At 49.5% G+C, this 13,397-nt stretch carries 10 protein-coding genes and 1 pseudogene; 1 reads left to right on the top strand and 10 read right to left on the bottom strand.

Going from position 1 to position 13,397, the window contains the following annotated elements; all coding sequences use genetic code 11:
* Positions 1-804 precede the first annotated feature (804 nt).
* Positions 805-1,839, bottom strand: coding sequence for a bile acid:sodium symporter family protein (locus MJ611_RS19830; protein ID WP_250432195.1), 1,035 nt, complete (start codon positions 1,837-1,839; stop codon positions 805-807).
* Positions 1,840-1,956: 117 nt separating this feature from the next.
* Positions 1,957-3,930: a biosynthetic peptidoglycan transglycosylase gene (locus MJ611_RS19825; RefSeq protein WP_250432194.1), complete on the bottom strand. Its 1,974-nt coding sequence runs from the start codon at positions 3,928-3,930 to the stop codon at positions 1,957-1,959.
* Positions 3,931-4,303: 373 nt separating this feature from the next.
* Between MJ611_RS19825 and purB the strand changes: the two genes are divergently transcribed.
* The gene (gene purB, locus MJ611_RS19820; RefSeq protein ID WP_250432193.1) at positions 4,304-5,656 is read left to right on the top strand and encodes an adenylosuccinate lyase; all 1,353 of its coding nucleotides are present in this window, start codon (positions 4,304-4,306) and stop codon (positions 5,654-5,656) included.
* 83 nt (positions 5,657-5,739) lie between these two features.
* Here the strand turns inward: purB and MJ611_RS19815 are convergent, their stop codons facing one another.
* From MJ611_RS19815 to MJ611_RS20705, 8 genes and pseudogenes are all read right to left on the bottom strand, one after another.
* A complete protein-coding gene (locus MJ611_RS19815; protein WP_250432192.1) occupies positions 5,740-6,528 on the bottom strand; it encodes an NAD(P)H-binding protein in 789 nt (262 codons plus the stop codon).
* A gap of 93 nt (positions 6,529-6,621) precedes the next feature.
* A complete protein-coding gene (locus MJ611_RS19810) occupies positions 6,622-7,770 on the bottom strand; it encodes a glycosyltransferase (RefSeq protein ID WP_250432191.1) in 1,149 nt (382 codons plus the stop codon).
* A complete protein-coding gene (locus tag MJ611_RS19805; RefSeq protein WP_250432190.1) occupies positions 7,770-8,744 on the bottom strand; it encodes a glycosyltransferase family 2 protein in 975 nt (324 codons plus the stop codon). The genes MJ611_RS19810 and MJ611_RS19805 overlap by 1 nt, the downstream gene beginning before the upstream one ends.
* A 4-nt stretch (positions 8,745-8,748) precedes the next feature.
* The gene (locus MJ611_RS19800) at positions 8,749-9,267 is read right to left on the bottom strand and encodes a DUF4199 domain-containing protein (RefSeq protein ID WP_250432189.1); all 519 of its coding nucleotides are present in this window, start codon (positions 9,265-9,267) and stop codon (positions 8,749-8,751) included.
* Between the two features lie 26 nt (positions 9,268-9,293).
* Positions 9,294-9,803 carry a DUF4199 domain-containing protein gene (locus tag MJ611_RS19795; protein ID WP_250432188.1) on the bottom strand — a complete coding sequence of 170 codons (510 nt, stop codon included), beginning with the start codon at positions 9,801-9,803 and terminating at the stop codon, positions 9,294-9,296.
* 57 nt (positions 9,804-9,860) lie between these two features.
* Positions 9,861-11,132, bottom strand: coding sequence for a dihydroorotase (locus tag MJ611_RS19790; protein ID WP_250432187.1), 1,272 nt, complete (start codon positions 11,130-11,132; stop codon positions 9,861-9,863).
* 1 nt (position 11,133) lies between these two features.
* Complete coding sequence (locus MJ611_RS19785; RefSeq protein ID WP_250432186.1) at positions 11,134-12,843, bottom strand: hypothetical protein; 1,710 nt, start codon at positions 12,841-12,843, stop codon at positions 11,134-11,136.
* 75 nt (positions 12,844-12,918) lie between these two features.
* A pseudogene (locus MJ611_RS20705) lies at positions 12,919-13,146 on the bottom strand (BatA domain-containing protein); the annotation flags it as partial.
* Positions 13,147-13,397: the final 251 nt, after the last annotated feature.

Raw genomic sequence — 13,397 nt, 5'->3', positions numbered from 1 at the left:
TTTGCTATCGTAGCTACTTTTCTTCCCCAGTCTTACTTTCCTATACTTTCATAGTTACTATTGGTGCGCTCTGAGGCCGCGAGGCCTCGTCCTGGGGGTAGGGGCCCTCGATGAAGGGCATCGCGCTTTTGATTTGAAGCTGCCATCGGCTGCGCCTGCAGGCTGCCTTAAAGAGCACCGCAACAAATCAAAGGCGCTCTTTAAAGAGGGCCCCTACCCCCACCCAAGGACTGGAAACAGGTTCGATAGCAGAAGGCTATGCAAATTTTTCCCATTGTAGGGACAGGTCGCGACCTGTCCGTGCTATACCTGCAGCAATGAAAGTATTACCGCAGCCATAACTAGAACAGAGTTCCCCTCCTTAGACTACCGAGAACGCGATTTCGAAGGTAGCGAGCGTAGCTCTGAGGGGCTGGGGTGGTTGGATAAGGCAACGATGAAAGTATAACTCCAGCTACACTAAAGGCTAATTCCCCTCTCGGGAGGGGTGGGTTTATACTTTAGCTGAACAACATATCACCATGGCGCGAGCGTCCTCGCTCGTGATGAACTATAGAGGGGCCCCTGGCCCAGTCGGATTAAAAATCCGACATTATCCTAAGACACTGAAATTTTTTCCGTGCCAGAAAAGAGAATGCGGTTAACGCCAGTTACAAACTGGCCTCATAACAAGCCACAAGTTGCGCTGCCGCTAAACTTGCGGCATGGGGAGGTATAAAATGAAAACCTCGTCTATACTTTCAAAGGAAAAGCTTAGCACGACTAGTTAGTTCACGACTAGTTAGTTGAAAAGAACAAAACGCTCTACTCCCCCTCTGCCGCTACCCCCGCCTTTCTGGCCATACTTTGTGCGATAACACTGGCAGCCAGCAACTGAAGCGCATGGTATATCATGATAGGCAGCAGCATGATCCCGACCATGTTGGCATCCGGGAACAGTACCTTCGACATCACCGTGCCATGCACCAGCGACTTCTTAGAGCCACAGAAAAGAGCCGTGATCCTGTCTTCGCGTTTAAAGCCCAGCATCCGGCTGATGAGGTGAATTATGCCGTACACCAGAAAGAACAAGCAGATCATGGTCAGCCCCAGCAGCAGCAGGTCCGGAATGCTGTACCCCCTGAACATGTTGCGGGCAAACGATTCGCAGAAGGAAGTATAAACAATGAGCAGGATGATAGACTGATCGAAATAACGCAGCTTCTGGCGGTGTTTTTCGGCAAACGCACCCCAGTAGCGGTGCAGCACAATGCCCAGCACCACCGGCAGCAAGACCTGCAGCACCAGCTTGCCCATCACCTGCCAGATATCAAACCCCTCGGTGCTGGCCGACAGGAACAGGCCCATCCACAGAGGTGTCACAAAAATGCCAATCAGGCTGGAGATGCTGGCGTTGAAGATGGCCGCCGGTATATTACCTCCCGCTATCGATACCATCACCACCGATGAGGAAACTGTAGAAGGAAGCGCCGCCAGGTAGAAAGTACCCAGCCAAAGCAGTTCATTGCTGCCGCCCTTAAACAAAGCATGCCAGGGGAGCGCCAGCAACGGGAAGAGCAGAAACGTACTGAACTGCACCACCAGGTGCAGGCGCCAGCTGCTCAGGCCAGCCTGAAGCTTTTCAGGACTCAGCCGCAAGCCGTAAAAAAAGAAGATCAGTGACACGCCATAGTTGGCCAACTCACCCAGTGACAGCGGCCCTTCCTGCACGCCCGGAGCAGGCCACAGGTAGGCCAGCAGGATCATGCCGATCAGCGCACCCAGGAACCAGTCGAAGCCGGCACGGGCCAGGAGCTCTTTCAAACGGTCAAGTGCTGATGGTGTCTGCTTCTGCTGCATAATGTTCTGATAGAGTCAAGTATAAAATAGCTTCTAACGTAGTCTTTGCTGTAGCTTTAAAACAGCGGCGGCCCCAGTAATATACTGTGGGCCGCCATAATTACTTATTTATCGATCTTAAAAATCCAGCAAGTCGATTGTTTCCAATTCGAACTCTGTGGAGTCCTCCAGGTTCGCATCCGGCGCGGTTACGATCAGATCGCGGGCACGGCCATAGAGGCGTACGTTCGGGTACAGGTTGTCGTATTCCTCCTGCGAGATCAGGCCACGGCGGCGCATGATGCCTCCGATCAGACGGAAGTAGCCCCCCTTCCAACTCTTGAGGTTACCATAGCTGTCGAAAGAAGACTTGTACGCTTTCGGTTTCGGGATGATGCTGGTCAGGAAAATTGCCTCGGCCAAGTTAAGCTCCGAAGGTTGCTTACCGAAGTAGAAGCGGGATGCATCTTTGGCGCCGTATACATTGGGTCCCCACTCAATGATGTTCAGGTATATCTCAAACATGCGGTTCTTCGATACCAGGTCCAGGTTCTCGATCAGCCATACAATAATGGCCTCCTCTACCTTGCGCGTTACGGTTTTCTGACGGGTCAGGAACACGTTCTTTACCAGCTGCATCGAGATGGTACTACCGCCCCGCACAAACTCTCCTTTTTCCAGGTTTGTGATGATTGCCTGCCGGAAAGCCTCCTCATGAAAACCGTTGTGGCTGTAAAAACCAGCGTCTTCTGCGGTCAGGATGGCATTGCGCAGGTACCTGGATATCTGGTTGATTGGGCTGTAGAATGGATTTGCCGGACCAACCGTAAACGTACGTACCGGCTTGCCATACTCGTACATGGTGTGCACAAACGATCGGTTTATCTTCTCAATGTTTGTTTTGCCATACTGCACGATCTTAAAGTCTTTGGATGCGTCAAGGTCCGAGTCGAATACCAGGTTCTCTACGCTGTCCATGTTCACATGAAACTTCAGCTTATACTGCAGGTTGCCCTGTGTGCGGATACCCTCCAGGTTCTCGAACAGGCCGGTTGGCAGCGATTCAAAAACATCATTCCCCGGTATGGGCTTCGTCTTTACATTCAGGTCAATGATCTTGGAGCCGGCATTCCGGAACACTGCATGCAGGTTGGCTTTGGCTTTGTTTACGCGCACTTCCGTCAGGCTGTCGATAGAGTAGTAATTCGGTCCGATCGTTACAACATAGTTCACGGCGCCTTCCTTTACCAGGATGTCCTCGTCGGCCAGTTTCGGGTGGTTTACAACAAGATCGTTTATGCTGGCCTGACCGCGTACTGTCAGCATATCGCTCCGGAACTTCTTGTCCTTCAGGCTTAGGTGCAGTGTATCAAAAGCGATGGTGCCGTTATACTTTTCTTTCACATAAGGCAAGCGTATGCCCTGGTTATCGGAAGCATACAGGCTGGCGTCGATGTTATAGTCACCCGGATCAATGGTGCCATGCACGCGCATGTTGTTTACCAGCGAATCGGTACGGACAGCCACCTGCGCATCTATATCGCCATCTTCAACGGTAAGGTAGGGCATGCGCAGGTCTACGGTGCGGTTATCCGACACATAGGAAACGTTCAGGTTCTTGAAATCTACCTGGTCCGGTACGTTATCAAAAGTGGTTTCGATGAGGCGGTTCAGCAGTTCGCCGTAGTTGCGCGACTTTCGGTTGGTCGTATCTACAGGCTGTGTTCCCTCTTTTTTGATCAGGAAAGAGAAGTTATCACGCCCGTTGTGTTTGGTAGCAGTCAGGTAGCCATTGGCCACTTCCAGGCGATTGAATACTATCCTCCCCTTAAAAATAGAGCGCAAACTAACTGAGGCACGCACGCTGTCGGTGGTGAAAAGCGTATCGCGGTTGTGCGGCACAAAGGAAATATCGCTCAGCACAACAGAGGTCAGGTCGGTGAAGCGGGCTCTGCCAATGTTCAGATCAGCGGGGTACCTGCTTTCTACTTTGGTAACAACACGCTCGATGGTATATTCCAGTAACCTGCTTCGGAAAATAAATAGAAAGATGAGTAAGATCAGGAAAAAGGCCAGCAGACCGCCGAGGCCCCAAAGTATCTTAGTTTTCAAATGTCGGTTCAAAATATTTAAGGTGCGAATTACGCGATAATGATTCAGTATCTAAATATGGAGGCGCGTAATTTACTATTTATAACGCATACACAACTTACTATAGTTTCTGTTACCACTCCATTACGGAATATAGCCTGATTTAGATATAAACAGCTGTTCAACTTTTGCTTACAGGTGCAAGCATCATGCCATGGGCAATGCGCAGTAACAGCGCCCATACCTGTTACGGATATTTCTGTTTTATACTTACCTTCTCATACTTTATTTCATTCGCCACACAGGCAAAGCATACTTTCAAAGTATAAATCAGCCGCATCTCCTTTGGCTTCCTTCCGTAAACCTGCTTATCTTTGAACAAATAACAACCCGCATGAACTTAACATCCCTTACTGCCCTATCGCCGGTGGATGGCCGCTATCGCCGTCATACGTCCGAACTGGCTGGTTATTTTTCAGAGTTTGGCCTGATCCGCTACCGTGTTCTGGTGGAAGTAGAATATTTCATTGCCCTTTGCGAGATTCCGCTTCCTTCGCTTGCACAGGTACCTACCGGTGTTTTTGCCCAGCTGCGCGCGATTTACGAGCAGTTCTCGGAGCAGGATGCGCTGGTTATTAAAGAAACCGAGAAGACTACCAACCATGATGTTAAAGCGGTAGAATATTTTATAAAAGACAAGTTCGATCAGCTGGGACTGGGAGAGTACAAGGAGTTCATTCACTTTGGGCTTACCTCGCAGGATGTGAACAACACGGCCATCCCGATGTCGTTGCGCGAAGCAGACGAGCGAGTGCTGATGCCTGCTTACCAGAACCTGCACCAGACGCTAACTGAGCTGGCACAGCAGTGGAAAGATATCCCTATGCTGGCCCATACGCACGGACAGCCTGCCTCCCCTACCCGTTTGGGCAAGGAGATCATGGTATTTGCCGAGCGCCTTAGCGCACAGATGGACTTGATACGCCAGGTACCTTTTTCAGCTAAGTTTGGTGGGGCTACCGGAAATTTCAATGCACACTACGTAGCTTACCCAAGTATAAACTGGCCGGAGTTTGGCAACCGTTTCGTACAGCAGGTTCTTGGCCTCCGCCGCAGCCAATATACTACCCAAATAGAACATTACGACAACCTTGCCGCTTACTTCGACGGACTGAAACGTCTCAACACCATCCTGATCGACTTCTCGCGCGACGTGTGGCAGTATGTATCGATGGGGTATTTCAAGCAAAAGATCAAGGCGGGTGAGGTAGGCTCATCGGCCATGCCGCACAAAGTAAATCCGATCGATTTTGAAAATGCGGAAGGCAACCTGGGCATAGCCAACGCCCTGCTCGAGCACCTGTCGGCAAAGCTGCCTATATCCAGGCTGCAGCGCGACCTGACCGACTCAACTGTACTTCGCAACATAGGCGTGCCGCTGGCACACACGCTTATCGCGCTTAAGTCTTTGGAAAAAGGAATCGGAAAGCTGGAGCTGAACGAGGCTGCCCTTCATCATCACCTGGAAGAAAACTGGGCCGTGGTGGCAGAAGGTATCCAAACGGTACTGCGCCGCGAGGGGTATCCGCAGCCTTATGAGGCGCTGAAAGCCCTCACCCGCACCAACGAGAAGATCACAGAGCATACCATCAGCAACTTTATCGATACGCTGGAAGTGAGCAGCGAAGTAAAGGCAGAGCTGAAGAAGATCACGCCGTTTAACTACACTGGTGTGGATCTGATATGACAGCTCATTAGTCGTTGAATTTATAACAAAGGCCTCTGACAGTGATCTGTCAGAGGCCTTTTGTTTAACCCTGGAGCTGCTTCTTATTCTACAGGCTGCACAAGCTCATTCCTTAAAAAATACTCCAGCGTAAACCGATCCTCTGTTCCTGCAGAAGTGTTGGCGGACGTTCGTTCAGTAACTTTGAAGTCACCGTCGTTAAAGCCTTTGTAGAAATGCCGGTTACCATCGGTATAAGGTAGTTGATTGTACTTCTCCCCGGCGGCAGCAGCAAGCTCCGCCATGGTGTAATCGCGCGCACCCATCAGTTCCTGTACCGTAATACCGCTAAAATCTCGTGTTGCAAGATGCTGTGCAGCAACAGCAGCTACTTCGTACGATGAGATATAAGGCAGCGCCAGGTCGGGTCTGTAAGGCGTGTGCAGGCCCCAGTTCAGGTTCTCGAAGAAGTTGGCGCAACGCAAATGCAGCAGGTTCATACTTGCCGCTTTATTCAGTTCCTGCTCAAATGCTACCAGCCTTGTCGGCGCACCATACTTTTCGGTAATGCAGTTGCTGATGTTTACTACATGACTTATAGAGCTGTTTTGAATGAGCCTGATCAGGCGCTGAGCGGTGGCCGCAGGAGTTAAGAGTGCTTCGTCTGGTACAGTCAGGAAGAGTGTGGTTGCCTTGGTAAAGGCCTGCTTCAGAAATTCATCGCTGTTAAAATCTCCTTGCCATACTTCGGCTTTTCCTTCAAAGGCTGCCAGTTTGCTGCGGCTGCGGCCAACTACGCCTACTTTTACATTTTTATAAAGAAGTTCCTGTGCAATCTTTCCGCCGATGTTGCCGGTGACGCCAAGTATAAGTACATAATTTTCTTTGTTCATAGTTTTAGATAAGTGGGATTGTAAAAGCAAAGAAAGTATAGCTAGAGAACAGAAAGAAAAGTACAGGATAAAAAGCAGGTATAACCTGTTATACTACAGCTTTACCCTCTCGGCAAGTTTATACACTGCCTCCACAAAACTGCTCCAGCTAAAGCGCTTTTTATACTTGCTGATGTTCTGCTCATAAATTGGTGCGTTAGCCGAAGTATAAAAGTCTGCAATAGCCGTGGCAATTGCTTCAGGTTCCGGCTCCACCACATACCCCACTTCTCCATTTGGTACAAGTTCGGCCAGGCCACCTACGTTTGTTACCACCATCGGCTTGTCGAAATGATAGGCTACCTGCGTTACCCCGCTTTGCGTGGCATGCCTGTACGGCTGCACCACCAGGTCAGCAGCGCAGAAGTAGTGCCGCACTTCGGCGTTAGGTATGAAGTCGGTACGAAGCTCCAAGCGCTCCTGCAAACCCAACTGGTGAATTAACTCATGATAAGGGGCTGCATCTTCGTAGAATTCGCCTGCCACGATCAGCTTCAGGTTCGGCATCTGCTTTAACCGTTCGTCGTTCAGCGCGTGCAGCAGCAGCGTCAGGCCTTTGTAGGCCCGGATAAAGCCGAAAAAGAGCAAGTAGTTATACTTCGGGTCCAGGTCCAGCGCCGCACAGGCTTCTGCCTTGGGTTCAGGGGCACCAAAGTTATCGTAGAGCGGGTGCGGCAGGTATACGTTGGGCTTCTGAGGCTCAAAATACTCCAGGTCCTGCTGTACTGATCGGGACATGGTCAGGAAACCATGGCAGGCGCTAAGAAAGTATTTTGTGAAAGGGATATCACCCGGGCGCCTTTCGTGCGGAACCACGTTATCTGTAATAGCCAGAATACGGCTGTGCTTGTTGCTGCGGATGATACGGGCAATCGTACCCAAACAAGGGCTCATGAACGGCAACCAGTAACGGAAAATTACGATGTCGGGACGCTGCCTGCGGATGTAGTTGCCCGTGCTGATCCAATTCAGCGGATTAACCGAGTTAATGAGCACGCGGATGTTCAGGCCCTGCGGGGCAGGTTCATCAGAGTACTGGCTTTTGCCCGGAAACAAAAAGGACGGATACTGCAGCCGGAAGGTAACGATCTCCACCTCATCGCCCTGCTCCTGAAAAGCGTACGCCAGCCGCTCGTTAAACGTAGCCATGCCGCCGCCGCGTAACGGGTAAGCAGGCCCAACGATGACAACGCGCCGTGCCATTATTTTTTAATCAGACCAACCCGGTCCCTGATCAGGTATTCATTCTTCTTGCTCGAGGTCATGGAGACCATCTCCGCTAAAAAGCCAGCCAGGAAAAGCTGCACGCCAATCACCACTGCCACCAGCGATAAGTAGAACAACGGCTGGTCCACAACATCGCGCACGCGCCCCTCCGGGTACAGCCTGAAGATCTTCTGAAGTATAAGCCAGAGCGTAATACCCAAACCTACCACAAAAGATAAAGTGCCCATCGTACCAAAAAAGTGCATCGGGCGCTTTTTAAAGCGGCTCACGAAGGTGATGGACAGCAGGTCCAGAAATCCGTACACAAAGCGCTCCAGCCCGAATTTGGTAGTGCCATACTTCCGTTCCTGATGCTGTACCACTTTCTCGCCGATACGCGTAAAGCCATTCCATTTGGCAATAACAGGTATGTAGCGGTGCATCTCGCCGTGTACTTCAATGCTTTTTACCACCAGCTGCCGATAAGCTTTCAGTCCGCAATTAAAGTCATGTAATTTGATGCCCGAAAGCTTGCGGGTTGCGGCATTGAACAGCTTGGTAGGTATGGTTTTGCTCAGAGGATCATAGCGTTTCTGCTTCCAGCCGCTTACCAGGTCATACTTCTGATGCTTGATCATGTCGTACAGGGCCGGTATTTCTTCCGGGCTGTCCTGCAGGTCGGCATCCATGGTAATAACCACTTCGCCCGAGCAACGCTGGAACCCCTCGTTCAGGGCTGCCGATTTGCCATAGTTACGGTTAAAGCTAATGCCTTTTACTGTATTGTCTTCGGCACCCAGTTCGCTTACTACTTCCCAGGAACGGTCGGTGCTGCCGTCATCAACAAGTATAATTTCGTAAGAAAACCCGTTCGCGTGCATCACACGTTTGATCCAGCGAATAAGTTCAGGCAACGATTCCTCTTCATTAAAAAGAGGCACCACTACCGAGATATCATAAGGGTATTGCATTTTATTATATGAACTCCGGTCGCTTGTTCTTCATTATCGCGGAGATAATGAGCGACAGGATAAAGCCAATAATTACGTATCCGATCAGGGCTGACAGAATGGTCATTACAGGTCCCTGGAAGCTTTCGCCCATTGCCATGGCCTGATCTATCTGCTCGTCACTGAAGCCTCTTTCTTCCAGTTCCATGCGCTGCTGATCCATGATGCCAGCCATGTAATTCGGATCGATGAAGGTGGTATAAACAAACATAAACAAGCCACCCAATAAACCGAATATCAGCGATACCAGGGTGCCTATCCCTAAGCCCTGCCCATAAGACATGAAGCCGGCATTCTGCTTTTTATACTGCTGCATAGCCACAAAGATGGCAACTATCAGAATCAGATAGCCCAAGCCACCCAGCCATTTGTTGGTGCCTGCTCCCGCTATCATCAGAACAGCGGTGTATACTATTGATACGAGGGCGCCCACAAACCCGTATTTAAGGGCAACAGAAGTCACAGAAGGTTGATTCTCAGTCATTGTTCTTGTCTTATAGTAGTTGAGTGTTATTTACGGAAAAACACGGCTGCTACCAATGAAAACACCGCTCCTGCCAAAATCCGTCTCACAAAATCATCGGCTGCCAGCATACTTGGGGTAATCGTATCCAGCGCTTTGTATCCTTGTTCATATAACTGCTCGCCCATTATCCGGATCTGCTCTTCCCTGCTTTCCTCCAGCAACAGTTTCATCTCTGCCACATGCCGCTGCACCATCTCAGGGCCTACCAGGTATATGAGCAGAAAAACCAGCATGGCTGTGCACAAAGCAGTATAAAAAGAGATCGAAAGCCCTACACGGAGCCCGCGCAGGAAACCTAACTCGGTCTCGTTGAACCGCTTATAATACCGTAAGCCCAGAAAAATAAATATCGGGATCGGGAGGAAGCTCGCTCGCCCCAGGTCTCCGAAGGGATTGTAGCCGAGCAGGTGCAACACCACTACTATAACAAAACAGGCAAGGCCACAGATTACGCCGTAACGTACGCCTACCCGGATGATCGCTTGATTGAACATGTGCTTTTTTGTCTTCCCGCAACTAAATAGCTGGGAGAGAATATAGCATTAAAGATATTAAAAAGTATGGTTCAGCACTACCTGGCCCTTGTTTATAATGCCAATTACTTTTCCGGAAAGCTCCTGCCCGAAGAAAGGGCTGTTAACAGATTTAGATCTGGAGCTTTCGGGTGCCGGCACCCACTTCATGCCCGGGTTAAAGAGTGTAAGATTGGCCGGCTCTCCAACTGCCAGCCGGGGCAGGGCCAGTTTTAGTATACGGCGCGGGCTGGAGCTGAATTTATCCACCAACACCTCTACCGATAGCGTTCCGGCAAGGGACGTGTTTGCTACTGCAAAAGCTGTTTCGAGGTTGGTGATGCCGAAATCCGCAAGGTCAAATTCGAGTTTCTTCGCTTCGGTATCATGCGGCATATGCGCGGATACAAGCGCATCGATTGTTCCATCCTGTAAACCAAGCCTGATTGCGTCGGCGTCTTCGTTGCTTCTGAATGGTGGCGAAACTTTATAATTGGTGTCGAAAGGCATGATGGTTTCATCGGTAAAGGCTACCTGGTAGCTCGCCACATCGCACGTAACCTGCAGCCCTTCGGCTTTTGCTTTCCGAACGGCTTCTATGGCTCCTGCTGTAGATAATAAAGAGAAATGCAGTCTGCCGCCTGTGTAAGCCAGTAGCTGGAGATCTCGTGTTACCATCACCTCCTCCGCCAATGCTGGTATACCTTTCATGCCCAATCGGGTGCTTGCCTGGCCTTCGTGCATCTGCCCGTACTCTGTCAGGCGCGTATGCTCCGGCCTGTTCATGAGCAAGCCATCAAACAACTGCAGGTATTGCAGCGCTTTTATCAGCACATCGGCTCCCTGCAGGGGCTTTGTACCATCCGTAAATGCGACAGCACCGGCCTGTTGCAGGTCTATCATCTCGGTCAGGTCCTTTCCCTGTGTGTCCACAGTAATGGCTGCCGCCGGATGAAGTATAACCGAGAGTTGCGCGGACCTGCTCCTGAGGTAACTGACAGCTCCTTTTGTTTGCACGACAGGCTGCACATTCGGAAGACAAACTACTTCCGTAAAGCCTCCGGCCGCTGCCGATGCAGCCAGCGATTCTAGGTCTTCTTTGTGCTCAAGGCCTGGTTCACCGGTAAACGCAAACATATCTACCCAACCTGCCGACACGCACAAACCATCCATTGCCAGCACTCGGTCTGCCTCCGGTTTCTCATGCCCGATGTAGCGAATGATGCCGTTCTCGACTAAAATGTTCTGTTGCTGTAGGTGGTACTCTGATTCAGGATTGTAGATACGTACTGCTTCTAAAAGAATTTTCATGTTAGAGGAGTCTGATTAGAGCGATTTCTGCCATCAAGAAAAACAGACACAATATTAGGCAATATTTCCAAAGCTTTACGCCGAAATACCTTTTTTCGAACTCTCCTTTTACTGAAAATTCATCGCTGTAGTCGTACACATGCACGTTGCTCTGGCCTGAGGTTAAAAAAGAACGGAGTTCATCGGGAGTATAGCTTTCCAGAAACGACTCCTTCTTGTCGTAATTAAAAGCCAGGGTTGTTACTGGCTTGTCATTCAGCCGCAGCTCATAAAAGCCGGCCTCGCTCATATCTGCTGGCACGTTAAAGATGAGCCTGCCGCCCCGCATCTGCTGCTCCGGAATATACTCTGCACTGTCTTTAGCTAACTTGTAGATGCCTTCGCGTGTAGTTGTCTGCACAGCAGGTATACTTACTGAACCTCCGGCTAGGCTGTAAGCAAGTTGCTGCTCCTGCTTATACCCTCTGATAGCAAGCTTATACATAACCGGCACAAACAGCGCATGGCTAGGCAATTCGTTGTACTCCTCATCAAGCGGTGCCGCCATCAGGTATACCTGGCCTTCGCCTTTTTCAAACCGCGAAAGGAAGGGCGCGCCTCCTCTATACTTTAAAATATCCTCCGATGATCTAGACCAGGCCATACTTCTTACGGCTGCCGGCATCTTCATTTTCGGATCGTAATCTGAGAATGTATTCCTGAAAAAAGGATTGTCTTTCCCAGGAGCCATCAGGGCAGTTTTAACTGCATTTCCTGAAGAAGCCGTAAAGCTCGCTGGCAAACCTAAGGTCTGGAAAAGTGAAGTATAACTGCTCTTGTCACCATCTGCAGGCGGAATCACCAATACGCTTCCTCCTGCCTTTACATAAGTTGATACAGTAGAAGCCAAAGCTGCAGATATGTCTTTGACTCCATTTAAAATGAGCACATCAGCGGCTGACAAGCGGGCGTAATCTATACTTCCCGTTCCATACCTGGTGGCTTTAAAAAATGTCTCGTTGTTGTATAGCCGTTGCAGTGGGCTATTAGTATCCTCCGTTACTTCAGCTATTGACAGCTGCTTTGAAGGAGCCAATACAAAATGGAAGGTATTGTCAAATTCTACCGGGTAATCTTCGACAGACACATACGCTTTCTTGGTACCCCCTTCGCCTAAAGCAAAGCCTAAGGTTGCCTCCGTTGCCTGAAGCGGCGCCAGATCAATACTTAATGTAGCAACCTGTCGATCATCGATGATAAGGCGAACCGGGCAATCTTCTACAGGTTCGTTACCGGCATTGTAAACCCGGATGTGCAGAATGTTATCCCCTGAGGGCCGAACAAACTCATCTTCCAGGTACACAGAATCAACAAACACATTCGCAAATGTACCAGGCTTGAGTGGCACCAAATGATATTGCTTCGTACTATCTGCCTTGCTCAGAAAGCCAGGCTGAAAGGACCTCTTCTGGAAATCAGAAAAAACGAAAACGTGTGCAGCTCCTGTGGCGGAAGTATAACTATTGTTGAAAGGATTCCAATCTTTAGCTGTGTAGTCCAGATCATCCAGCGTAGAAGAGGCTTCGGCCCCAGAAATAAATGATACAGCAGACTTAGAGGGAACTGCTATCTGATAGGAAGTGGAAGCAGGAAATAATCGGGTGACAGCTTTTGCCTGATCCACTGCCGCAGTTAACAAAGAAAGGTCCTCCTCGGCATACATATTCTGCATGCTATAAGTGTTATCCAGTTGCAATGTAACCTGCGCATCGTTTGCAGGTACAGCAGACTCCGAAGCCGGAAGAAAGGGTTGAGCAAAGGCCAGTACTAAAAAGATAATAAAAAGTACCCTGCAGATTAAAATAAGTATCTGTTTAAGGTTCCGTTGGCTGGCTGTGAGATCTTTTGATGCCTGTATGAATTTGACATTGCTAAACTCTACACGCTTCGCCCTTCTTAATTGTACCAGATGAAGTATAACGGGTATAGCAGTAGCTATTAACGCAATCAAAAAAGAAGGATAAAGCAAAGCCATAGCTAAATATAATGAAGGAGGGATAGAAAACCAAAGTTAGAGGTTAACACAAAAGATAACGTTGAAACCATAACTATAGTTAATGCCAGAAAGCATTTAAAGGATATGTATAGAAAAGATAAGTAGACAACAGATACTAGATTAGATGCTCAATATATCTGATTACTTTCTCCGCTAAATTCCCTGCTCCTCTTGGGTCAGGGGCTCTTTCATTGCCTTGATGGTGCTGGCTGCCGGCTTTATGCGGGCTG

It is taken from the genome of Pontibacter ruber, assembly GCF_023630205.1.
Taxonomy (GTDB): domain Bacteria; phylum Bacteroidota; class Bacteroidia; order Cytophagales; family Hymenobacteraceae; genus Pontibacter; species Pontibacter ruber.
The sequence above is the reverse complement of the archived record's forward strand: the minus strand, read 5'-3'. Positions and strand labels throughout refer to the sequence as shown.